Annotated in this window: 21 protein-coding genes and 1 pseudogene; 6 read left to right on the top strand and 16 right to left on the bottom strand. The window is 66.1% G+C overall.

The annotated features are described in order from the left end of the window. Nucleotides 1-173: 173 nt before the first annotated feature. Nucleotides 174-638 (bottom strand): hypothetical protein, encoded by a 465-nt coding sequence (locus ACQR1D_RS11890; protein ID WP_315804851.1) that lies wholly within the window; start codon nt 636-638, stop codon nt 174-176. A gap of 114 nt (nt 639-752) precedes the next feature. Further along, nucleotides 753-1,463, bottom strand: coding sequence for a hypothetical protein (locus tag ACQR1D_RS11885; protein WP_434838332.1), 711 nt, complete (start codon nt 1,461-1,463; stop codon nt 753-755). Nucleotides 1,464-1,685: 222 nt separating this feature from the next. On the opposite strand from ACQR1D_RS11885, the gene ACQR1D_RS11880 reads away from it, so the two are divergent. Then, complete coding sequence (locus ACQR1D_RS11880; RefSeq protein ID WP_315804849.1) at nt 1,686-2,069, top strand: VOC family protein; 384 nt, start codon at nt 1,686-1,688, stop codon at nt 2,067-2,069. Between the two features lie 16 nt (nt 2,070-2,085). Here the strand turns inward: ACQR1D_RS11880 and ACQR1D_RS11875 are convergent, their stop codons facing one another. The 9 genes from ACQR1D_RS11875 to ACQR1D_RS11835 form a co-directional block, all read right to left on the bottom strand. After that, complete coding sequence (locus ACQR1D_RS11875) at nt 2,086-2,541, bottom strand: hypothetical protein (RefSeq protein WP_409997977.1); 456 nt, start codon at nt 2,539-2,541, stop codon at nt 2,086-2,088. 125 nt (nt 2,542-2,666) lie between these two features. Continuing rightward, on the bottom strand, nt 2,667-5,348 hold the full coding sequence (locus ACQR1D_RS11870) for a PAS domain-containing protein (protein ID WP_434838333.1): 2,682 nt from the start codon (nt 5,346-5,348) through the stop codon (nt 2,667-2,669). A gap of 113 nt (nt 5,349-5,461) precedes the next feature. Beyond that, on the bottom strand, nt 5,462-6,265 hold the full coding sequence (locus tag ACQR1D_RS11865; RefSeq protein WP_316237757.1) for an NUDIX hydrolase: 804 nt from the start codon (nt 6,263-6,265) through the stop codon (nt 5,462-5,464). Between the two features lie 2 nt (nt 6,266-6,267). Next, on the bottom strand, nt 6,268-7,221 hold the full coding sequence (locus tag ACQR1D_RS11860; RefSeq protein WP_316237756.1) for a dihydrodipicolinate synthase family protein: 954 nt from the start codon (nt 7,219-7,221) through the stop codon (nt 6,268-6,270). A gap of 118 nt (nt 7,222-7,339) precedes the next feature. Then, nucleotides 7,340-8,218 (bottom strand): SDR family oxidoreductase, encoded by an 879-nt coding sequence (locus ACQR1D_RS11855; RefSeq protein WP_316182076.1) that lies wholly within the window; start codon nt 8,216-8,218, stop codon nt 7,340-7,342. Nucleotides 8,219-8,377: 159 nt separating this feature from the next. Continuing rightward, nucleotides 8,378-9,238, bottom strand: coding sequence for a MaoC family dehydratase (locus ACQR1D_RS11850; RefSeq protein WP_316183707.1), 861 nt, complete (start codon nt 9,236-9,238; stop codon nt 8,378-8,380). A gap of 437 nt (nt 9,239-9,675) precedes the next feature. Then, a complete protein-coding gene (locus ACQR1D_RS11845; protein ID WP_315800936.1) occupies nt 9,676-10,065 on the bottom strand; it encodes a Zn-ribbon domain-containing OB-fold protein in 390 nt (129 codons plus the stop codon). Next, nucleotides 10,065-11,213, bottom strand: coding sequence for a thiolase domain-containing protein (locus tag ACQR1D_RS11840; protein WP_316183709.1), 1,149 nt, complete (start codon nt 11,211-11,213; stop codon nt 10,065-10,067). The genes ACQR1D_RS11845 and ACQR1D_RS11840 overlap by 1 nt, the downstream gene beginning before the upstream one ends. 961 nt (nt 11,214-12,174) lie before the next feature. Continuing rightward, entirely contained in the window at nt 12,175-15,666 is a 3,492-nt protein-coding gene (locus tag ACQR1D_RS11835) for an indolepyruvate ferredoxin oxidoreductase family protein (protein ID WP_434894036.1), read from the bottom strand. A gap of 77 nt (nt 15,667-15,743) precedes the next feature. Between ACQR1D_RS11835 and ACQR1D_RS11830 the strand changes: the two genes are divergently transcribed. Then, nucleotides 15,744-15,920: a hypothetical protein gene (locus ACQR1D_RS11830; protein WP_316237754.1), complete on the top strand. Its 177-nt coding sequence runs from the start codon at nt 15,744-15,746 to the stop codon at nt 15,918-15,920. Between the two features lie 63 nt (nt 15,921-15,983). On the opposite strand, the gene ACQR1D_RS11825 is transcribed toward ACQR1D_RS11830, so the two are convergent. Further along, nucleotides 15,984-16,628, bottom strand: coding sequence for a trimeric intracellular cation channel family protein (locus ACQR1D_RS11825; RefSeq protein WP_316177159.1), 645 nt, complete (start codon nt 16,626-16,628; stop codon nt 15,984-15,986). Between the two features lie 148 nt (nt 16,629-16,776). Between ACQR1D_RS11825 and ACQR1D_RS11820 the strand changes: the two genes are divergently transcribed. Then, nucleotides 16,777-17,190 carry a hypothetical protein gene (locus ACQR1D_RS11820; protein WP_434894035.1) on the top strand — a complete coding sequence of 138 codons (414 nt, stop codon included), beginning with the start codon at nt 16,777-16,779 and terminating at the stop codon, nt 17,188-17,190. A 211-nt stretch (nt 17,191-17,401) separates the two neighbouring features. Next, the gene (locus tag ACQR1D_RS11815; RefSeq protein WP_434894034.1) at nt 17,402-17,710 is read left to right on the top strand and encodes a hypothetical protein; all 309 of its coding nucleotides are present in this window, start codon (nt 17,402-17,404) and stop codon (nt 17,708-17,710) included. Nucleotides 17,711-17,778: 68 nt separating this feature from the next. Here the strand turns inward: ACQR1D_RS11815 and ACQR1D_RS11810 are convergent, their stop codons facing one another. Both ACQR1D_RS11810 and ACQR1D_RS11805 read right to left on the bottom strand, forming a co-directional pair. Then, a complete protein-coding gene (locus ACQR1D_RS11810; protein WP_434894033.1) occupies nt 17,779-18,597 on the bottom strand; it encodes an isocitrate lyase/PEP mutase family protein in 819 nt (272 codons plus the stop codon). Between the two features lie 46 nt (nt 18,598-18,643). Then, nucleotides 18,644-18,958, bottom strand: a complete 315-nt coding sequence (locus ACQR1D_RS11805) for an NIPSNAP family protein (RefSeq protein ID WP_316177153.1) — start codon at nt 18,956-18,958, stop codon at nt 18,644-18,646. A gap of 75 nt (nt 18,959-19,033) precedes the next feature. Here ACQR1D_RS11805 and ACQR1D_RS11800 point away from each other — a divergent pair, with 75 nt between their 5' ends. Then, a complete protein-coding gene (locus ACQR1D_RS11800; RefSeq protein WP_434894032.1) occupies nt 19,034-19,732 on the top strand; it encodes an ArsR/SmtB family transcription factor in 699 nt (232 codons plus the stop codon). 105 nt (nt 19,733-19,837) lie between these two features. Further along, on the top strand, nt 19,838-20,842 hold the full coding sequence (locus ACQR1D_RS11795; protein ID WP_434894031.1) for an alpha/beta fold hydrolase: 1,005 nt from the start codon (nt 19,838-19,840) through the stop codon (nt 20,840-20,842). 95 nt (nt 20,843-20,937) lie between these two features. On the opposite strand, the gene ACQR1D_RS11790 is transcribed toward ACQR1D_RS11795, so the two are convergent. Beyond that, nucleotides 20,938-21,297 carry a twin-arginine translocation signal domain-containing protein gene (locus ACQR1D_RS11790; RefSeq protein WP_316216058.1) on the bottom strand — a complete coding sequence of 120 codons (360 nt, stop codon included), beginning with the start codon at nt 21,295-21,297 and terminating at the stop codon, nt 20,938-20,940. Between the two features lie 128 nt (nt 21,298-21,425). Beyond that, nucleotides 21,426-21,739, bottom strand: a pseudogene (locus ACQR1D_RS11785) (hypothetical protein). Nucleotides 21,740-21,781: the final 42 nt, after the last annotated feature.

Here is a 21,781-nt window from a genome sequence, read left to right as displayed (position 1 = left end):
CAGGTCCCGTGCAGAGACGCTAGGCGTTCCGGAAGGAGCGCACTTTGCGCAAGATCAAGGCAGCGTAGCGGCGTGAAAACCGGCGCAGCACCCCGCGCGAGCCCCGGAGCGCGATTGCAGCGGGACCGGCAGCGGGACCGCTTGGATCGACCAGGGACCGCGGGCGATCGATACTACCAAGTCCAATCGAGAGAGCCGACATGCGGCTGCTGCGCGACCAGAATCATCGGTCTGCCCGGATGAGCTTTTGCGGTCCTTCGCTTCTTCGCCTCTGCAGCCGGCTTGCCTGTGTCGGCAATCCGCGTCGCGCGAGGCTTCTCGGCGGACTTCACGGCCGCAACCTGCGGGTTGGTCTCGACGGCGCTCATCTGCGCGAAGGCGTCGCGGGCACTGGGCTTGGCCACTTCTGCCGCAGGCTGCTCCGCCTTCGCGAGCTTCACCGGAGCCGGCGTGGCGATCGAGGTGTCCATCACGATCCGCTCCGGCCACTTTCTGGTGGACTGAATGCGCACCGGGGGAAGGTCCGACGCAGACGACAGGCTTGCAGGCAATGGTACGCTGGGAAGCACGGCATCCGCCAGGACCAGCAGCGCCAGCAGAGTTCCACCGACGAAAAGAAAGTAACGCAGAATGGGCATAATTTACCGCTCCGTCGGCACCTGCGCCGACATCCACCTAACGGAGGATCATGACAGTATGTTCCCGCGTCGAACGCTCGGGTTCAAAAACCGTGGGAGACTAGCGCGACATAATTAGATTTTCGTCGCTGCAACCAGCGCGCATTTGGCCGTGCTGACGTTAACGTTGACGAATCCGACATGGACCGCCGCGAAGGTCTTCCGGCTGCGCGGCCCGACTTGGCCAGGCACGATCCGTCGGCGGTCGCTGACATGACTACCGTCCCGCCGGCTGAAGGCGCAGGTGATTTCGACGTCCTTGATTGCGAAACTGTTGGCATTCTGTACCGTGAAGGTCACCAGCGCCCTCGACCCAAGACCGCCGCGCCGCCAGGACTGGGAACTGATCCGCAGGCCGGACAGAGCGGCCGGGTCGAGCGCAGGGGATGAAGCAGGCGTCATCGTCGGCGAAAGGCTGGCATTGGCGTCCATGACGGTCCGGCCGGAGCCGACCACCGGGGACGAATCGGGGTGCGCGCTGGACTTGGCCGCCGGGCTGGGCACCACCAAGGAGAGTCCACGCGACGTCTCCGTCCCGTCTTCATCCCCTTCATAGCCGCTGCTCGGGGAGGCCGATCCGACCCGCGTGAGGCTGGAGTCGGCCACCTCCTCCTCTTCGACCGACATGATCAGCCACCCGACGACGCTGAACATGATCAGCGCGAGGATCGCCAACCCCGACACCGCAGCTCCCAATGGGATGGACGCTCCGTCGCTTCGGCGCATGGCCAGCGACGCCGTGGCATCGGGCTTGCGCCCCAGCAAACGAGAGAGACCCGCGCTCATGTCTGCACCATCGGCTGCCCGGCGGGGGCATCTGGAAGCTTCAATCGGCAAACATCGATAGGGTTGCATGCAAAGCCGACAATTGGAGGGCAGGCCCGGATACCGGTCGGTATGCCGGGCTGGCGCGGCCGGTGACGGGCCGGTAAACATCCGACCCGTTGCCGGCACCTCAAGAAACGCCGCCGCGCCGCAGGCGGTTCACTCCTTCGAAAGATCTCGACGATGTTGAATGTCACGTGGGACCACATCCATCTCCGCAGCCCGGACCCGGAAGCCACCGCTAATTGGCTTCACGACATTCTCGGCGGCGAGATCATCCGCAATCCCGGCCGCATCGACGTCAGGCTCGGCGGCGCCAGCGTGTTCATCGCCAAGGTCGAGCCGAACGACGGCGTCAACGCGCCGCCTGTGACGCCGCACCAGGGCCTCGATCATTTCGGCCTCACCGTGAAGGACATTGACGCCGCGGCCGCCGAGCTCAAGGCCAAGGGCATCACCTTCACGACCGAGCCGACCACGATCCGCCCCGGTGTTCGCATCTGCTTCATCCGCGGGCCGGAGGGCATTTCCATCGAGCTGCTGGAGCGCGACAAGAAATACACCTGAGCGCCGCCCCGTCCGGCTACGACATGCTACCCGGCATGAAGCAGCGGATCTGGAGGCCCTGATAGCCGCGCATCGGCCACACCATCGTGCGGCCGACCCGGTTGGGCTCCGTGATGACAGCGTCGTCGGGAACGTCGAGCCATTCACCCTCGATGCGGACGCGGTAGTGACCGCCCCTGCTCTCCCAGTCGACATCGCTGACGGCGCTGCCATCGGCGTCCGAACAGCACGGGCCCTTGCCGCTGCGCAGGCCGTCGAACCATGCCTTCATCTCCGGCGACGAGTTCGCGTACTGGCCGCGATCGCGCGCCAGTGACGGTGGCGCGGCGAGTGCGATCAGCAGCGCCGCACTGCCGACCTGGACAGGTGGCTTCCATCGCGCGGCCGCCTGCGGCCTCGAGACCGTCCTGCTGATGTCGGAGCGATCAGCTCGATGCGGCTCACGGCCGCGGCAAACAATCCATCTGCTCATTTCCATCTGGTCCATCTGGCTCCTGCACCACCCCAGGGTGCACGGATAGAAATGCATCAACCGGGCCAGATTTCGTTTCGATCTCGGCTTCGTGAGAGTCAATCCGGGGTTTTACGCAGACCGCCCTATTCGGCCGCCTGCTCCAGCGGCGCGACCCGCGGCAGAATGATCTGGACGCGCGTGCCGGCGCCCGGCTCGGAGTCGAGATCGAGCCGGCCGCCGAGCCGGCTGGTCACGATGCTGTAGACGATGTGCAGGCCGAGCCCGGTGCCGCCCTGGTCGCGGCGCGTCGTGAAAAAAGGATCGAAGGCGCGGCGGCGAACGTCGAGCGACATGCCGCAGCCATTGTCGGAAAAGATGATCTCGACATTGTCGCGGCCGGACTCACGCGCCCTGATTTCGATCACGCCGCTCCTTCCGTCCGGAAACGCGTGCGCGACCGCATTGAGGAACAGATTGGTCAGGACCTGCCCGTACGGCCCGGGGTAGCTGTTCATCACCAGGTCGGGCTGGCAATCCACATTCACCGTCAGGTTCTGTCTGCGCACGCCCGGGCGAAGACTCATCACCACCTGCTCGGTGAGATCGGCGAGATCGAAGCTGCGTTGATCGGAGTAGTTGCGGTCCGCCGCCACCTGCTTGAACGACTGGATCAGCTCGGCCGCGCGATTGAGATTGGCGACGAGCTGTCCCGCGGCGCTGCGGCTCATCTCGATGAACTCAGTGAGACTCGACCGCCGCAGCTCGCCCCGCGTGACCGCCTCGCTGAAGCGCTCGGTCTTGCGCTCGAGCGCGGAAGCGACCGTCAGGCTGATGCCGACGGGGTTGTTGACCTCGTGAGCAACACCGGCGACCATGCGCCCGAGCGCCGCGAGCTTCTCGGCTTCGATCAGCGAGGCCTGGGTCTCGCGCAGGTTCCGGAGCGCGGTCTCGGCGGCCTCCTTGGCCTTGCGCATCTCCAGTTCGCTCTTCTTGCGCTCGCCGATGTCGAGCGCCACCGTGACGATCTTGTCGACCTCGCCGTCGGCATCGAGAAGCGGTAGCTTGTTGACCAGCCATTGCCGCATGACGTTGCATGAATCGAGGTATTCCTCCTCGTAGAACCCGAGGCCCGCCTTCGTCGCCAGCACGCGCTTGTCGTTCGAGTCGGTCTTGTTCGCGCCGTAGCGCGACATCAGCTCGCCCGTGGTACGACCGAGCGCATCCTCGGGCTCGACGTTGAAGATGCCGGCCATATAGCGGTTCATCAGGACATAGCGCAGCTCGCGATCCTTGACGTTGATCACCGCCGGCACCGTGTCGATGACCTGCTGCAGCAATCGCCGGCCTTCCGCGATCGCGTCCTCGGCGCGCTTCTGATCCGTGATGTCGCGGACCACGCCTTCGTAGCGAACCACCTCGCCGCTCTCGTCCCGCACCACCGTGGCGCTGTCGGAAAGCCAGCGGACCTCACCGGTGCGCCGGCGCACCTGGTATTCGAACTCGCGCACCATGCCGTCGCGCCGCATCAGCCGCTGATAGCGTTCGCGCGCCAGGGGATGGACATAGATCGTATCCGCGATGTCGTTGACGCTCTGGATCAGCTCGCTCGCGGATTCGTAGCCCATGATGCGCGCGAGCGCCGGATTGGCATTGAGCACAAGACCGCTCGGTGTGGTCACATAGATGCCGTCGATCGAGGCTTCGAACAGCTTGCGATAGCTCTCCTCGGCCAGCCGCTGCTCGGCCAGCGCGCGGACCGCCGCCTCGCGCGCCGCGTCGGCGTCCTGCAAAGTCTGCCGGAAGACCTCGGCCGCCCGCGCGATGTCGCCGATCTCGTTCTGAACGTCGGTCTGGGGGATCGACGCCGCCTTTTCGCCTGCCGCCAGTGCCCTGATCGAGCGTGCGATCGAGGCCAGCGGCCGCACGGTGCGCCGGACCACGAAAGACGCAGCGAAGATGCCGATCAGAACGCCCGCCGTGCCGAAGATGATGCTCTGCCATTTCGTCTCCGCCAGGGTACGGGCGAAGTCGCGCGACAGCACCTTGCCCTGGCTCGCGCTCAAGGCGCGCAGCAACTCGGTGACCCGGCCGATCAGCCGCCCCTCGATGCCCAGCACCTCCTTGTCGAGCCGCGCGATCTCGTCCTCGGTGCCGGCGATGGCGATGATCGCCTCGGCATAGCGGTCGGCGGCCGCACGAAGCGCGCCGTCCTCGATCGGCATCGCGCGCATGCTGCGGGCGGCCTGCTCGGCGCCGGCCGGGTCACGCGCCAGCAGCGCCGCGCCAACCTGGTTCTGCACCTGGAACAAGGCCCGCGCCGTGCCCCGATCGGTCAAGCCGGCGATGGCGTCCTCGAAGCCCTCGCGCGCCGCCGGCAAACCCGACAGCAGCTCGGCACGCCGGGCGATCAGCGCACTGATCCGGTCGATGCCCTCGCGGTAATTGGCGAGCCGCTGGGCGACGCCATCGATGGTCGCCTGCTGCTCCGGCGCGAGCTGCAGGCGCGTCTTCTTCAGGAGCGCGCTGAGCTCGGTCGCCGCCTCCATGGCCCGGTCGGAACGCGAACCGGGATCGGTGACAAAATCACGCGCCGCGAGCCGCAGCTCGTTCATGCGCTGGTCGATCTCCTCGGCGAGATCGCCGACGCCCTGCAGCCGCTGCAACTCGGCAAAGGTCGAATCGATGTGACGGATGGCGATCACGCTCGCCATGCTGGTTGCGGTGATGACGGCGAGCAGCAGCAAAAAGCTGCCAAAGATCATCCGCCCGATCGTCATCGATCGGAGGCTGCTGCAGGCCGTGTCGAGGTCCGGTAATCTACTCATGGGATCCGATGGTCGGAACCGCACTATATACGAGCCGCCGCGCGGCTGAATGAACAAATAGAGAACAATTCCCGTCTGCGCATCATCCGCCGGACGAAAAATAGCCTGTGCGGTTAACCGGCCGCACCGAACTCGAACACCTCCCCATCATAGCCTGCCTCGCGGGGAATGCGCAGCTGACGGCCGCCCTCGGCGGTCTTGGTCATCACCGGCATCACGGTGACGATGTCCATGTCGCGCGCCGCCGCCAATGCCCCGGCCACGGCCGGCTGTTTGCCCAGACGGATCAGGTTGCGGGTGGTCGGGAACGGCAGCTTGAAGCGACCGTCCTCGCCGCCCGCCAGCGCCTCGCGCGGCGAGACCCAGACGGAGTCGGTCGATTCCCGGCCGTCATGGGCGCCCAGCTGGTCCGGCGGCGCGGCCGCCAGGAAGAACCAGGTGTCGAAGCGCTTCGGCATGCCCTCGGGCGTGATCCAATGCGCGTAAGGGATGAGCGTGTCGAGCGCCAGCACCAAGCCGTGCGCCTCGATGACCTCGAGAAAGCTGGTCTTGCCCTCGCACAACGCCAGGCGATGCGCAGCCTCGATCTCGCGGGCGGCCGCGGCCTCGATCAGCGTGCGCGCGCCGCGCGCTCGCGCCAGCAGGATGCCGCTCTCCTCGAAGGTCTCGCGCACCCCGGCGATGCGGAAGCCGAGCGCCTCGGCGTCCAGGCCATCGTCGCCGGCATAGAGCTCCGGCCTGCCGGCGATCTCCTGATCGCCCTTGTCGACGCTGCCGCCTGGAAACACCAGGGCGCCCGAGTTGAACTCGATCTGATGGTGGCGCACCATCATGAATACCTCGATCTCACGTGCGGCTGCGCTGTCGCGCAGCAGCAGCACGGTCGAGGCGGGACGGACGGCGGCAGCGTCAGCCATGGTCACTCCGCGGCGGTGGCTCGGGGTTGCAGATTGGCGCGGGCGTCGGTGCGGGCGACACGCGACAGCAGATAGTCGACCTCGGCCTTGGCGGCCGCCGTGATCGCCGAGCCCGGCTTGCGCTGTGCGCTGGAGGCGATCGCGCCGCGCTTCTGCAGCACGTATTTGCGCACGGCAAGGCCGGCGCCGGGCTGCTGCTCGTAGCGGACCAGCGGCAGATGCGCGTCGAACAGGTCGTGCGCGGCGTCGCGCTTGCCGGCCTGCGACAGCTTGACGACGTCGACCAGCATTTCCGGGAAGGCGTAGCCGGTCATCGCGCCGTCGGCGCCGCGCTCCATCTCGAAGTCCAGGAACAGGCCGCCATTGCCGCACAGGATCGACAGCGGCCGCAGCGAGCCGTCCTTCTGGAAGCCGCGGAGCGCCGAGATCTTCTCCAGGCCCGGCCAGTCCTCATGCTTGAGCATCACGCAGGACGGACTGTCCATGACGATCCTGCGGATCACCGCCGGCGTGAACTGTACGTTCAGCGTCAGCGGATAGTCCTGCAGCACCCACGGAATGTCCTCGCCGATCGCCTCCTGGGCCTGCTTGAAATAGCCCGTGATCTGATCGTCGGTGCGCAGGGTCGGCGGCGGCGCGATCATCACGCCGGCAGCGCCGGCATCCATCGAGGCGCGCGCCAGCGCGCGCATCGTCGCGAACCCCGGCGCGGAGACACCGACGATGATCTGCAGGTTCTTGGCGCGCTTGGCAAAGCGCACCGCAACCTGCTCGGATTCCGCCGCGTCCAGCTTCGGCGCCTCGCCCATGATGCCGAGCACCGTGATGCCGTCGCAGCCTGCCTCGGCATAGAAATCGACCAGCCGGTCGATCGAGGCGTCGTCGATGCGGCCGTCATCATGGAACGGGGTCGGCGCGATCGCGAAGGTGCCCTTGGCGGCGGCGGTGAGCTTCATCATCTGTCTCCAATCTCTCTGGCGTCATTCCGGGATCGTCCGCAGGACGAGACCCGGAATCTCGAGATTCCGGGTTCGCTCGCCGTCGCGAGCGCTCCGGAATGACGACCTGAATACATCAAAACCGCCGTGCGGACTTGGCTATCTCGGCCTCCGAAAAGAATATCTCCCCTGCATGGGCGGCGATGTCCTCGGCCTTCCAGGCCGACGACGGCGGTTTCCATCCGTCCATTTCCATCATGCGCAACTCGCGCACGCCGCGTGGGCCGGAGACGCCGAGCACCTTGCCGGTCTGATCCCCCGAGAGACTGCTGACCATGTAGAGCACGGCCGGCGCAATGCCCTCGGGCGTCAGCGCCGCGCCCGGGTTCTCCTTGTAGCGCGGCAGGTCGGCCGTCATCCGCGTCAGCGCGCCGGGCGCCAGGGTCCACACCCGGATGTTGTACTTGCGGCCCTCGATTGCCAGCACGTTGGACAGGCCCCAGATACCGCCCTTGGCGGCGCCGTAGTTGGACTGGCCGAAATTGCCGATCAGGCCCGAGGTCGATGAGGTGTTGACGATGACGCCGCCGCCATTGTCGCGCATCCAGCGGAACACCGGCAGGGTGCAGCAGAAGGTGCCTTTGAGGTGCACCTGGATCACCTTGTCCCAATCCGCTTCGCTCGACTTGGCAAAGGTCTGGTCGCGCAGGATGCCGGCATTGTTGACCAGGATGTCGGCGCGGCCGAAATGCCGGATGGCGTCGTCGAACACAGACTGCCCGCCGGCCATGGTGGAGATGTCGGCGGCGTTGGCGACGGCGTGGCCGCCCTCGGCCTTGATCGCGGCCACCACCTGCTCGGCCATCGACAGGTCGGAGCCGGAGCCGTCGCGCGGCCCGCCAAGGTCGTTGACCACCACCGCCGCGCCCTCGCGCGCGAACAGTTTGGCGTAGGCCTCGCCGAGGCCGCCACCTGCGCCGGTGATCAGCGCCACCTTGCCGTCGAGCAGTCCCATGGGTGCGTCCTCCGCTTATGTTCTTGCTTTCTCCGTCATGGCCGGGCTTGACCCGGCCATCCATCTCCTGAACCGTCCATCCATCACCAGAAGAGGATGGATGCCCGGGTCAAGCCCGGGCATGACGATAACTAACAGCTGTGCCTCACATCACGAGGATCATCCCAGCACTGTCTTGCCGTTCTTGATCACCGTGACGTTGCGCGACTTCACGCGCGCTTCGAAGGAGATCACATCGCCATCCTTCCAGAGATCGACCGTCACGGTCTCGCCGGGGAACACCGGCGACGAGAACCGCGCGGCGTGCTGGCGGAACGCCGAGGCGTCGTAGTCGGCATAGGTCTGCAGCACGGCGCGGCAGGTGAGGCCGTAGGTGCACATGCCGTGCAGGATCGGCCGTGGGAAACCGGCGCGACGGGCAAACTCGGGATCGGAGTGCAGCGGGTTGCGGTCCCCGCACAGGCGGTAGATCAGCGCCTGGTCAGGCCGTGTCGAGATGTCGACGCTGCGATCCGGTGCGCGGGTCGGCACCGGGTGCGGCTCGGGAATGCCGCCAGACGGACCGCCGAAGCCGCCGTCGCCGCGGGCGAAGCGTGAGGCGACCAGCGTCGTCAGCGGCGCGCCGCCCTCGTCGCGCAGGATGGTCTGATGGCGGATGACGGCGCCCTTGTCCTTGCCCTTGTCGGACACCGCGAGCACGGAGGAGTCGGCCGTGATCTTCGCGGCCACCGCCAGCGGCTTGTGAAAGGTGATGTCGCGCTCGCCGTCGACCACCAGCACGCGGTTGAGCTTCATGTCGCCGGGACCGGCGCCCCAGGCCGCGACGGAGGCAAAGGTCGGCACCACCTTCAGCGGCCGCGGCTCGGCGGTGGCCTCGTTGACGAAGGCGAGCTCCTTCTCATCCATGGGATCGGCCCCCATGCCGATGCCATAGGCGTACAGCATCACCTCGCGATCACCGTAGGCATAGGGCTGCCCGATCGCCTTCATCGCCATCAGCTCATCGTAGTTGATCGGCATGTCGCCTCCCCGAACTTCGTTCTCTTGTAGGGTGGGCAAAGCGAAGCGTGCCCACCGCCTTTCTTGTTGTATATCGGTGGGCACGGCGCTCCGCGCCTTAGCCCACCCTACGCACGTCTTCCGATGCCCATTGCTGCGCCCTCTCCCCTTGTGGGAGAGGGCAGCGCAACTATCAATTCCGACCTCACTCGGGTGAGGGGTTGTCTCCACAGCCGCACTGTCTGCGCGGAGAGAGACCCCTCACCCGGCTCAATCTCGCTTCGCTCGATCTCGCCACCCTCTCCCACAAAGGGAGAGGGTACACCATTGTTGGAGCACGCAGATGCATGCCCCATCGTCATTGCGAGCGGAGCGAAGCAATCCAGGGCTGCGCGAGGACTCTGGATTGCTTCGTCGCTTCGCTCCAATGACGTGGAGCCGCATCCGTGCTCACTCACCTACGCCGGTGTAAAGAACGGCAGCGGGGCGCCGTCGGTGGGCTTGAACACAACCCTCACCTTCTGGCCGATCTTCAACGCATCGAAATCGCAATCGACGAAATTGGTCTGCAGCGACGGCCCCTCCTTCAAGGTCACGTAGCCGATCGCATAGGGCCCGGTCGGCGACTTGCGCATGATCGAGAACGTGTAGATCTCGCCCTCGCCCGCGCTCTGCTCCCACACCGTCTGGTCGGAGAAGCAGAACGGGCAGATCGAGCGCGGGAAATAATGCGCCTCGCCGCATGCCGTGCAGCGCTTGATCATGAATTTGCCCTCGGCGGCGGCATCCCAGAACGCCTTGGTCTCGGGATTGGTGACGGGGGCCGGAAGTTTCTTGGCTTCGGACATCAGACGCGCTCCAGAATGCAGGTCGAGGCGGCGTGGCGCACGCCGAGCAGGCCGCCGGTGCCATGGGCGATGGCGAGGTCGCAATTCGGCACCTGGACCTTCGGATGAGCTTCGCCGCGCAGCTGGCGCACGGCCTCGATCACCTTGGTCATGCCGCCGCGGTTGACCGGATGGTTGCTGCACAGGCCGCCGCCATCGGTGTTGAACGGCAGCTTGCCGACGCCGGAGATGAGGTTGCCGTCGGCGACGAACTTGCCGCCCTCGCCCTTCTTGCAGAAGCCGAGGTCCTCGAGCTGCATCAGCACCGTGATGGTGAAGCTGTCATAGATCGAGGCGTATTTGATATCATTCGGGGTCACGCCCGCCTCCTCGAAGGCGCGCGGGCCGGACCACACACCGGCGGAATAAGTGAGATCGAGGTCCTTGCCGCCGCGCGGCCCCTTCATCGCCTCGCCATGGCCGATCAGCCGCACCAGCGGCTTCTTCAGGCTCTTGGCGATCTCCGGCGTGGTCACGATCAGCGCACCGCCGCCGTCGGTAACGACGCAGCAATCCATGCGGTGCAACGGATCGGAGATCATCGGCGAGTTGATCACGTCCTCGACCGTCACGACCTCCTTCAGCATCGCATGCGGATTGTACTGCGCGTGATGCGAGGCCGCGACCTTGATCCAGGCGAGCTGCTCCGACGTGGTGCCATAGTCGTGCATGTGGCGCATGGCGCACATGCCGTAGGCATTGTGCGTGGTGGCGCCATAGGCCATCTCGAAGTCGGCTTCCGCGCCGGCGGCGCGCGGCGGCATCGGGCCGGTGCGCGGCTTGCCGGCCAGCGTGATCAGCGCGATCGAGCATTTGCCGGCGGCAATCGCCTCAGCGGCGTGGCCGACGTGGATCAGATAGGAGCAGCCGCCGGTCTCGGTGGAATCGATGTGCCGCACCTTCAAACCGAGATAGTCGACCATCGGCCACGCGCCGCCCGGCGCATCGCCGGCGCAGAAATAGCCGTCGACATCTTTCGCGCTCAACCCGGCATCCTCCAGCGCCCCCTTGGCGACCTCGGCATGCAGTTGTGCGGTCGATTTGTCCGGTGCGTGCCGGGTCGGATGCTCATAGATCCCGGCAATGTAGGCCTTGCCCTTGATGGTCAATTCCGTCTCCGCTTGTCGTCGTTTCCTGCCCGATGGTTGGAGATTTTCTGGACCCTCGCATGAGGCTTGGCAAGCGGTGAAAATATTCCGCGCGGTGGAGATGACGCATGGTCTCGCCCTTCACTCCGCCGTCGTCCCGGGCTTGACCCGGGACCCATAACCACCGGCGGATCTTGTTGGACTCGATGGTCGCCCCGCGTGCCCTCTCACACCCGCCGGTGGTTATGGGTCCCGGGTCAAGCCCGGGACGACAGCGATCGTGTGGCGCGAGCGAGCACATATCGAACTACACGTGACCCAGCACTCCCGCGACATCACTGCCCGGGTCATGCTGATCTTGTTCGCCCTCGTCGAATCGGAGGGCGCAGGGAAGGCCAGGCGTCGGCTGACGCCTGCGGCCCGCCTGCGAAAAAAATGCAGGCGGCAGGTACCACAGGTGCAGCCGAGAACACCCGGCCTTCCCTGCGCGATGGTCTTCACGCTTATACGCAGTCTGCCTGGTGCGCCGGGCTTGTTGGCCACCATGATCCGCGCGGCGCGTCAGCGCCGTCACGAACGTGACACCAGCGTCGGGGTGCCAGCACGCTGCGACTTCACGTCCGCGCCGAACCGTTCGTCCGCGCATCCCTCAAGGACACGCTGCGGCTCCATCGCGGCCATCGCTCCCCGCCCCGCGTGTCGTGACGATCGCGCGCAACGCCCCTTCCGAGTGAGGCGGGATGGCGGCAATAAAGCATGATTTCCGATATTCGTCAATATAAATCTGTAAATCAGAATTTGAACGAGGCCTGTCACCCGGGTGAGCGCAGCGACACCCGGGACAGCCGTCTCGCATATCGCTTCGCTCATGCGGGCTACGGCTCTCTCCGCGTCATTGCGAGCGAAGCGAAGCAATCCAGAGTCCCGCGATGGCTCTGGATAGCTTCGTCGCTGTGCTCCTCGCGATGACGGAGAGAGCGCCCTACTCCGCCGCCATCTGGCGCGGTGCCGGCGGCGGGTTCGCCAAATCGGCGGCGAGCTGGGCGTAGCGCGCCTTGGCGTCCTGCACGGCCTTGTCCTTCACCGGGCCGTAGCCGCGGATCTTGTCGGGCAGCGACAGGAATTCGACGGCGATGTCGGCATTGGCGGGCGACAAGAGGCTGAGCACCGTCGCGACGTCCCTTTCGTAGCCGGCGATCAGGTCGCGCTCCATCTTGCGCTCGGCGGAGTAGCCGAAGATGTCGAGCGGCGTGCCGCGCAGGCCCTTCAGCCTGGCCAGCAGCCGGAACATCTTCATCATGCCCGGGCCATAGCTCTTCTTCTTCGGCCGGCCCTGGGGATCGAGGCCGGAATTGAAGATCGGCGGCGCCAGGTTGAAGGAGATCTTGTAGTCGCCTTCGAAGGCGTCGTGGAGCTGCTTCTCGAAGGTGCCGTCGGAGAACAGCCGCGCCACCTCGTACTCGTCCTTGTAGGCGAGCAGCTTGGCGTAGTTGATCGCAACGGCGCGCGGCAGTGCCTCGCCGTAGCCGCCCTTGTCGGCGGCCTCGCGCACCTGGTCGACCAGCTTGCGGTAGCGCTTGGCGAGCCGGGCGTTCTGGTAGGCCGTGAGATAGGTCATGCGATGGGCGATGATCTCGTCCAGCGTCATCGCGTCGAGCGATTTCGGCGGCACCGTCTCGTCCTGTCCGGTCATCATGCCGGCGACACGCTCGGGGTTGACCACCACGAGGCGGCCGAGCCGGAATGCCTCGGTGTTCATCTTGACCGCGACGCCGTTGATCGCGATCGCCTTCTCGATGGCCTCGGCCGAGAGCGGCAGCAGGCCCTTCTGATAGGCATAGCCCATCATCATCATGTTGGTGGCGATGGAGTCGCCGAGCAGTGCCTCTGCCGGCTTGGTGAAGTCGAAGAACGTCGAGTCCTTGCGCAGCGCCGTTTCCAGCAGGCTCGTCACCTTGCGGTTCTGGAAGTTGAAGTCGCGGTTGAGCACGAAGTCGGCGGTGGGAATGAGATGGCTATTGATGACGCCATGGGTGCGCTCGGCATCGCACAGCGTGATCGTCTCCTTGGCACCCGCGACCACCTCGTCGGCGGCGATGACGAGATCTGCGGTGCCGGTGACGATGCGCGAGCAGGTCACGTCGGCGGTGTTCTCCGACAGGCGGACGTGGCTGAGCACCGCGCCGCCCTTTTGCGCGAGGCCCGACATGTCGAGGATCATCGAGGCCTTGCCCTCGATATGGGCGGCCATGCCGAGCAGCGCGCCGATGGTCAGCACACCGGTGCCGCCGACGCCGCCGACGGCGACATTGTAGGGCCGCTCCAGCGACGGCTTGGTCAGGGGCTCCGGCATCACGCCGATGTCGCCGAGCTCGGCCGGAGCCCGCGAGCGCGGCTTGCCGCCGTCGATGGTCACGAAGGACGGGCAGAAGCCCTTCACGCAGGAATAGTCCTTGTTGCAGGACGACTGGTTGATGACGCGCTTGCGGCCGAGTTCGGTCTCCAGCGGCTCGACCGAGATGCAGTTCGACTGCACCGAGCAGTCGCCGCAGCCTTCGCAGACGGCCGGGTTGATGAAGACGCGGCGCTGCGGATCCTCCATCGTGCCGCGCTTGCGGCGGCGGCGCTTCTCGGCGGCGCAGGTCTGCACGAACACGATGGCGGAAGCGCCTTTGGTCTGGCGCAGCGTCTTCATGACGTTGTCGAGCTCGTCGCGATGCGCCAGCTTGACGCCGGGCGCGATGCTGTCACTCGGGTACGAGTCTGGATTCTCCGAGACCAGGTAGATCTCGCGGATGCCTTCCGAATGCAGCTGGAAGGTGATCTGCTGCGGCGACAGATCGCCGTCATGGCGCTGGCCGCCGGTCATCGCGACGGCGTCGTTATAGAGAATCTTGTAGGTGATGTTGGCCTTGGAGGCGACCGCCTGGCGGATCGCGAGGCTGCCGGAATGGAAATAGGTGCCGTCGCCGAGATTGGCGAAGATGTGCCTCTCATCGGTGAACGGCGCGATGCCGACCCACGGCACGCCCTCGCCGCCCATATGCGTGAACGTCTCGGTGTTGCGGTTCATCCACAACGACATGAAGTGGCAGCCGATGCCGGCCAGCGCGCGGCTGCCTTCGGGCACTTTCGTCGAGGTGTTGTGCGGACAGCCGGAGCAGAAATACGGCGTGCGCGCCACCGGCGAGACCAGCTGCATCTGCGAGGCGTCGCGGCCGTTGAACCAGTCGGCCTTGGCACGCAGCATCGCCTTGATCTCGGGATTGAGGTCGAGGCGGAGAAGGCGTTCCGTGAGCGATGTCGCGAGCGAGGCGACGGAGAGCTCGGTCGCGAACGGCAGGAAGCGCTTGTCGTGGTCGTCCATCTTGCCGACGATGCGCGGGCGGACGTCATCGCGCCAGTTGAACAGCTCCTGCTTGACCTGGTTCTCAACGATCTCGCGGCGCTCCTCGACGATGAAGATCTCCTCGAGCCCGACCGCGAACTGCCGCACGCCTTCCGGCTCCAGCGGCCAGGGCATGCCGATCTTGTAGAGCCTGAGACCGATCTTGGCGGCGACCTCCTCGGTAATCCCCAACTCGCGCAGCGCCTGCCGGATGTCCTCGTAGCTCTTGCCCGACGCCATGATGCCGTAGCGGGCGTTCGGCGAATCCATCGTGATGCGGTTGACCTTGTTGGCGCGGGCGAAGGCGATCGCCGCAAAGCCCTTGTAGTCCTGCAGCCGGCGGTCCTGGTCGAAGCGATCGTCGGGCCAGCGCAGGTTGAGGCCGCCCGGCGGCAGCTCGAAGTCGGTGGGAACGACGAACGGCGTCATCTCGTCGTTGAGGTTGATCTCGGCGGTGGTCTCGACCGTCTCGGTGATCACCTTCATGCCGACCCAGCAGCCGGAGTAGCGCGACATGGCGATGCCGAGCAGGCCCATCTCGATCATCTCGTGGATCGAGGACGGATAGAGATAGGGCATCAGCGCCGACATGAAGGCGTGGTCGGACTGGTGCGGCACGGTAGAGGACTTGGCGCCGTGGTCGTCGCCGGCGAGACAGAGCACGCCGCCGTTCTTGGCGGAGCCCGCGGCATTGCCGTGGCGGAACACGTCACCACAGCGGTCGACGCCGGGGCCCTTGCCGTACCAGATGCCGACCACGCCGTCATACTTGCCGCCGGGCGACAAATGAAGCTGCTGCGAGCCCCACACGGCGGTCGCTGCCAGGTCCTCGTTCACCCCGGGCTGGAACTTGATGTTGTACTGCTCGAGATGCTTGCGCGCGGAGAACAGCTGCTGGTCGTAGCCGCCGAGCGGCGAGCCGCGATAGCCGGAGATGAAGCCGGCGGTGTTGAGGCCGGCGGCGCGGTCGCGCCGGATCTGGGCCATCGGCAGCCGCACCAGCGCCTGGATGCCGGTCAGGAAGATGTGGCCGGAGCTTGCGGTGTATTTCTGGTCGAGATTGATCTCGCTCTCGTTGATGCCCATTCCGCCCTCTTGCCGTGCTTTATCAGGGGTGCGCGGCTGCCGCCAGACGGCGGAAGCGCGCGTTCTGCCAATCATTTATGTCTGCTTTTGAAGAATGCGCATCACAAATCTCGTCCGCGCAGGGCAGCCAACCGAAATCGCAATTTCATGGCGGCAGCCGGCTGCGGCTTTTGCGGTTTGTGTCGAAAACGGCGGCTGCCGCGAAATGGGATGATGCGCGCGATGGCTTTGGCGGCTCGGCGGACGGTGACTGAACCGTTGTAGCCGGCGCGATTCTGGCCCCAACGAATTGTGCAATGCGATAGGACCGCCGCCGTTCAGCCGCGCTCCTCACCTGAAAATACGAAGCGCGGCATGTTCCATTTATAGCGGATCGCGAGCAGCCGGAACGACAGTCCGAGCGCGAAGGTCAGCGCCGTCCACCATCCGCTGGCGATGCCGAGCGACAGCCCCGTCGCATAGACCAGGCCCGTGACGAGGGAGACGCTGGCGTAGAGCTCGGCGCGAAACAGCAATGGCACGTCATTGCACAGGATGTCGCGCAGCACGCCGCCGGCGCAGCCGGTGATCATCCCGGCGACGATGACGATGCCGATCGGCACGTTCATCTGCCAGGCGATGTCGCAGCCGGTCATCGTGAACACGACGAGGCCGACGGCATCGAGAACGAGGAACGCCATCGTCAGCCGGTGAACCAGGCGCGCCATGGCGATCGTCACGAACGGCGCCAGCACCGTGAGCAGCAGCAGGGACGGCCGCTCGACCCAGGCGAGCGGATAGTGGCCGAGCAGAACGTCGCGCAAGGTGCCGCCGCCGAGCGCGGTGATCGCCCCCAACAAACAGACGCCCATCCAGTCCATGCTGCGGCGTCCCGCCGCGAGCGCGGCCGTCATCGCCTGCGCCGCCAGCGCCACCCAGGTCAACAGATGCAGCACACTGTCACCGGGCGGCAGGTTCCACATCGAAAGGCTCCAACAACAGGACGACGAATCGCGGTGCGGGAGGAACCTTAGCGCGCCGTGCAGCGGATCGACTGGGGAATTCGCAAGGTTTCGCGGAACAGAGCCGGGGCTGCGCTGGTTGTCGGGTGACAATTGCAAGGAGGACATCATGGCCAACGAACGGCTCCCGAACGAACGCTATCCCGACGGCATGAACCGGCCGGACGTGACCACCCGGCCCGGCACGGTCGGTGCTGACATGACCGGCGCCGAGTACGAGCGCGCGGCGCGGATGGACAGCCAGCTGCAGCCCGATCCCGAGCTGAGGGAAGGCTCCGCCTCGACCGGCCGTATTGCCGCCTACGCCCTGGGCATCGCGATCCTGCTCGGCGCCGTGTTCTACGGCCTCAACAACATGTCGATGCGTAGCGATCAGGCGAGCACGACGCCCGCCTCGCAGTCGGCGTCGACGAGCAATGGCAGCAGCAACAGCTCGTCCGGCGTGACCACCGGCGCCGCGGGCGACCGCACCACGCCGCCGCCGGCCCCGAAGGCTCCGACCACGACCAACAACATGAAGTAATTCGTTGATCTCGCGGACGGCATGATGCCGTTCTCAACTTGGGCGGCGGGTGAGCGATCACCCGCCGCTCTTTTGCGGCTGATCATCGAGAAGGTTGATATCGGCTCGCACGTCACGGCGACAACAAACAGGTTTCGGGGGTGGAACCATCTGCGCGCCTGCCGATTGCCTGTGCGGCACTTTGACCCACACTGATTGGAGGAGATTTGTGATGAAGGCTTTCATTCTCGCGGCCGCAGCAGGCACGCTCGTGATGACCGCAGCACAGGCTGCGCCGCTCTCGGTCGATGTGTCGGCCGTCCCCCAGCGCGACGTCCAGACCGTCCGCATGGTCTGCAACGAGGACGGCCATTGCTGGCGCGAGCGCCACGAGCGCCGTGTGATCATTCACGACGACCGCGACTCCTACGCCTATGCGCCGCGCGAGCGCTACATCGAACGACGCACCTATGAACACCGCGACGGCATCGGCATTCGCGCCCCCGGCGTGAGCATCGGAATCGGAACGGACCGCGACTGAACAGTTGTAGCGAATGGATCGAAAAGCCGCGGCAGGTCCGCGGCTTTTCTGCATGCGCGTAGCCCAACTCAACCAAAGAGCTTGTTCAGCTCGCCACCGGGATAGCCGCCTGCCAGCTCGCTGAAGGTGCCCTGCTCGGCCATCTCCTTGGCCGCCCGGACGAAGCCGGCCCAGGCCACCCGCGCCAGCGACCCGCCGACGCTGATGCGGCGCACGCCGAGCTCGGCGGCCTGGCTCAGCGAAAGACCGGAGGCGCCGATCAGCAGGTTGACCGGCTTGGGCGCCACCGCTTTGACGACAGCCGTGATCTCCTCGACCGACTTGATCCCGGGAGCGTACAGACAATCCGCGCCGGCCTCGGCATAGGCCGCGAGGCGGTCGGTCACCAGCGCGAGGTCGGGCTTGCCCCAGAGAAACGCCTCGCAGCGGCCGGTCAGCAGGACATCGCCGCCGCTGGCATCGATCGCCTGGCGCGCGGCGCGGATGCGCGCCACCGCCAGTTCGCGTTCGTAGAGCGGATCATCCTTGTCACCCGTGGAGTCCTCGATCGACAGACCCGCGACGCCGGTCGCGACCGCACGCGTGACGTTGGCGGCCACGCCCTCGGGGGCATCGGCGAAGCCGCCCTCGAAATCGGCATTGACGGGAATGTCGACCGCCGCTGACAGCGCCGCCAGATGCGCGAGCATCTCATCGAGCGTCGTGCCGGTGTCGGCCTTGCCGATCGACCACGCGAAGCCGGCGCTGGTCGAGGCGACCGCCTTGAAGCCGAGATGCTGCAGCATTTTCGCCGTGCCGGCATCGAACGGGTTCGGCAAAATAAAGCAGCCGGTCTCGTGCAATTTGCGAAAGGCCGCACGCTTGTCCGCCGTGCTGGTCACCGTCATGTCATCCTCCCATGCATCTCTTCGTTGCACCAGGATAGTCCCGCTCTCATGGCGCCGCCACGACATTGCGCAGAAATGTTCGCTCTTCGCCCAGAATGAGTTTGTGCTCCTCCGCGAGTGCGAAGTTCGCCCGTCCCTCGCCATCGCTGCGCAAGGTTGCGCGATAGCGCTCGTAAGCCGCGAGACTGTCGAATGAAATCAGGCCATAGGCGACGTCGTTCGTGCCTTCATGAGGCATGAAATAGCCGATCAGGTCGCCGCCGCAGCGGGGAATGATCGACAGCCAGCGCCTGGCGTAGGCTTCGAACACGTCGCGCTGATGCGGATCGATGCGATAGCGGATGAAGACGGTGATGGCCATGACAACCTCCGGTAAGTTTCGTATCATCGACACTATCCGCTTGCGGGGCGAGAATGCTTCGGCTAGCATCGAACTATGAAATCGGGTCCGGACATTGCGATGGTGGCGGCGCTGGTCGGCGATCCCGCCCGCGCCAACATGCTGACGGCGCTGCTCTCGGGCCGGGCGCTGACCGCGACCGAGCTCGCCCAGGAAGCGGGCGTGACGCCGCAGACGGCGAGCTCGCATCTTGCCAAGCTCGAAGGCGGCGGCCTGGTCGAGCCGGAAAAACAGGGCCGTCACCGCTACTACCGGCTCGCCGATCCGGACGTCGCCGACGTGCTGGAGAAGCTCGCCGGGCTCGCCGCGCGCGCCGGCCACATGCGGGTGCGCACCGGACCGAAGGAGCCGGAGCTGCGGCGCGCGCGCATCTGCTACGACCATCTCGCCGGCGATCTCGGCGTGCAGATGCTCGACAGCATGACGCGGCAGAAGCTGGTGCGCCGGCGCAAGCAGGAGATAGTGCTCACCGAGGACGGCGAGCAATTCCTGGCGCGCCATTTGCGGATCTCGCCGGAAATGCTGGCGCATCCGCGCCGGCCCGTCTGCAAGGCCTGCCTCGACTGGAGCGCGCGGCGGCATCATCTCGCCGGCACGCTCGGCGCAGCGTTGATGAAGCGCTTCACCGAGCTGAAATGGGCGGCGCGCGATGCCACTCCAGGCAGTCGCGTGGTCAATTTCAGCCGCGCCGGCGAAAAGCATTTCGCGGCGCTGTTCGGTCCGGCCGAGGACTGACGATCACGTGCTGTTTATCGCAGCAATGCCTTCGTGCATTGCGGCCAGAGCGAACGCAGGGCACGGCGAGACGGTTGACGACCCCATCTCGCTCCCGGAGTCTCCATGTCCCGTTTCGCTGCCGCGCTCTGCGCTGCCCTGCTCACCGTCGCGCCGATCGCCGCCCGCGCTGCGGAGATGCCGCGCGAGCCCTATGGCATCAACCTCGAAGGCTTCGCCTATCCCTACCCGGTCAGCCTGCTGCCCCTGGTCAACGACAGCGAGCAGCTGCGCATGGCCTACATGGATGTCGCGCCGGCGCAGCAGAACGGCCGCGTTGCGCTGCTGCTCCACGGCCGCAACTTCCCCTCGAGCTACTGGGCGCCCGTGATCAAGACACTGACCGACGCCGGCTTCCGCGTCGTGGTGCCCGACCAAGTCGGCTTCGGCAAATCATCCAAGCCGTCGGGCGAACTGCATTTCGACACGCTGGCGCGCAACACGATGACGCTGCTCGATCACCTCGGCATCGCCAAGGCCGACATCGTCGCGCATTCGATGGGCGGCATGCTGGCCGTCCGCATCGCCCGCGCCCATCCCGACCGGGTCGCGCATCTCGTGCTGACCACGCCGATCGGGCTCGAGGACTACCGCGCCTACGTGCCGCCGGTCCCGTCGGAAAAGATCAGCGAGAGCGAGGACCGGCTGACGTCGGACGGCTATCGCAAGCAGCTGGAGACCAACTACGCGCTGAAGCTGCCACCGGAGCAGGTCACGCCGTTCATCGATGCCCGCTTCAACCTGAAGCAAAGCGCCGACTATCCGCGCTGGCTGAAGAGCTTCGTCAGCTCCTATCAGATGATCTACCGCGAGCCGGTGGTGCACGAGATCCCGCTGCTGACGCAGCCGACGCTGTTCATCATGGGCGCGGACGATCACAACGCGCCGGGACGGCCGAACGCGCCGGAAGCCTTGAGAGCGAAGATGGGCCAGAACGCCGAGCTGGCAAAGGACCTGGCCAGCCGGATGCGCGATGCCCGCGCCGAGGTGGTCGCCAATGCCGGCCACCTCGTCTTCCTCGACGCGCCGGACAAATACGACGCGCTGCTGCTGGACTTCCTCGGCAGGTAGTTCAAACGGACACGACCGGCAGGGATCGCGCCGATCCCTGCCGTGCCGCAATCACGAGTCCGAAACGGCGCCTGGCCGCAACGCGGCCGGGCCGATCACCAGGAGTGGCGCCGATGCCAATGGCGGCGCCAGTGCCGATGATGGTGACGCCAGCCCCAATGGCGGCGCCGCCAACCCCAATGCCGCCGGCGCCAGCCCCAGTGATGGCCGTGGCCGTGATGTCCGTGATGATGACCGTGGTGTCCCCAGCGCACCTGCTCCGGCGCGAGCCGATCGGCCTCGTCCTGCGAGCCGACCGCGCGCTCGACGTGCTGATCCCTGGCTGAAGGCGCGGCTTCGTTCAGCGGCGACGGCGAGAGCGGCGCGGCGACCGCATCGCTGGTGCGAAGCACGGCGCCGGCCGCCGCTGCACAGCCGAGCCCCAATGCCAGCTTGAGGAAATTCCGTCGTTCCATCGCACGCCTCCATGATCCACGAGCCAGAGCATGACGGAGTATTCGGCCGATCACCTGAACGTGAGCTGAACCGGATCGCAGTACGGTGATGGAAGCGCCACGCCTTCGTCGTCGAAGGCAACGCAAGCTCAGCCGTCGACCGTCTGCGCCAGCACGAAGCTCTCGCGCGTCCGGGTCACGTCGGGCCAGTCGCGATTGAAATCGGCGGTCAGGCGTTTCATCTCGCGCCGCCGATCGCACGCTCCACCGCGGCGATGGCATCGAACTGATACATCGCCTGATGCACCCTGGGATCAGCGAGACTCCACACCCGCCACGCCTTGCGCACGCCGAAGCTCCTGATCGCGTCGGGCAGATGAACGTCGCGATACCAGCGGTCGAACGCATCGCGTTTCGCCGGATCCGACACGGTGGCGCGGACGACGAAGATGGCTGACGGCATCGAGTTTCCTCCGGACCACGTCGCTTTTGTTCCGGAGTCTAC

This window comes from Bradyrhizobium sp. HKCCYLRH2047 (genome assembly GCF_051168175.1).
Lineage (GTDB): Bacteria > Pseudomonadota > Alphaproteobacteria > Rhizobiales > Xanthobacteraceae > Bradyrhizobium.
The sequence above is the reverse complement of the archived record's forward strand: the minus strand, read 5'-3'. Positions and strand labels throughout refer to the sequence as shown.

Coding starts and splice junctions, on each gene's coding strand:
- ACQR1D_RS11890 (WP_315804851.1), bottom strand. CDS start 638: ATGCCCATTCTGCGTTACTTTCTTTTCGTCGGTGGAACTCTGCTGGCG.
- ACQR1D_RS11885 (WP_434838332.1), bottom strand. CDS start 1,463: ATGAGCGCGGGTCTCTCTCGTTTGCTGGGGCGCAAGCCCGATGCCACG.
- ACQR1D_RS11880 (WP_315804849.1), top strand. CDS start 1,686: ATGTTGAATGTCACGTGGGACCACATCCATCTCCGCAGCCCGGACCCG.
- ACQR1D_RS11875 (WP_409997977.1), bottom strand. CDS start 2,541: ATGAGCAGATGGATTGTTTGCCGCGGCCGTGAGCCGCATCGAGCTGAT.
- ACQR1D_RS11870 (WP_434838333.1), bottom strand. CDS start 5,348: ATGAGTAGATTACCGGACCTCGACACGGCCTGCAGCAGCCTCCGATCG.
- ACQR1D_RS11865 (WP_316237757.1), bottom strand. CDS start 6,265: ATGGCTGACGCTGCCGCCGTCCGTCCCGCCTCGACCGTGCTGCTGCTG.
- ACQR1D_RS11860 (WP_316237756.1), bottom strand. CDS start 7,221: ATGAAGCTCACCGCCGCCGCCAAGGGCACCTTCGCGATCGCGCCGACC.
- ACQR1D_RS11855 (WP_316182076.1), bottom strand. CDS start 8,218: ATGGGACTGCTCGACGGCAAGGTGGCGCTGATCACCGGCGCAGGTGGC.
- ACQR1D_RS11850 (WP_316183707.1), bottom strand. CDS start 9,238: ATGCCGATCAACTACGATGAGCTGATGGCGATGAAGGCGATCGGGCAG.
- ACQR1D_RS11845 (WP_315800936.1), bottom strand. CDS start 10,065: ATGTCCGAAGCCAAGAAACTTCCGGCCCCCGTCACCAATCCCGAGACC.
- ACQR1D_RS11835 (WP_434894036.1), bottom strand. CDS start 15,666: ATGGGCATCAACGAGAGCGAGATCAATCTCGACCAGAAATACACCGCA.
- ACQR1D_RS11830 (WP_316237754.1), top strand. CDS start 15,744: ATGTCTGCTTTTGAAGAATGCGCATCACAAATCTCGTCCGCGCAGGGC.
- ACQR1D_RS11825 (WP_316177159.1), bottom strand. CDS start 16,628: ATGTGGAACCTGCCGCCCGGTGACAGTGTGCTGCATCTGTTGACCTGG.
- ACQR1D_RS11820 (WP_434894035.1), top strand. CDS start 16,777: ATGGCCAACGAACGGCTCCCGAACGAACGCTATCCCGACGGCATGAAC.
- ACQR1D_RS11815 (WP_434894034.1), top strand. CDS start 17,402: ATGAAGGCTTTCATTCTCGCGGCCGCAGCAGGCACGCTCGTGATGACC.
- ACQR1D_RS11810 (WP_434894033.1), bottom strand. CDS start 18,597: ATGACGGTGACCAGCACGGCGGACAAGCGTGCGGCCTTTCGCAAATTG.
- ACQR1D_RS11805 (WP_316177153.1), bottom strand. CDS start 18,958: ATGGCCATCACCGTCTTCATCCGCTATCGCATCGATCCGCATCAGCGC.
- ACQR1D_RS11800 (WP_434894032.1), top strand. CDS start 19,034: ATGAAATCGGGTCCGGACATTGCGATGGTGGCGGCGCTGGTCGGCGAT.
- ACQR1D_RS11795 (WP_434894031.1), top strand. CDS start 19,838: ATGTCCCGTTTCGCTGCCGCGCTCTGCGCTGCCCTGCTCACCGTCGCG.
- ACQR1D_RS11790 (WP_316216058.1), bottom strand. CDS start 21,297: ATGGAACGACGGAATTTCCTCAAGCTGGCATTGGGGCTCGGCTGTGCA.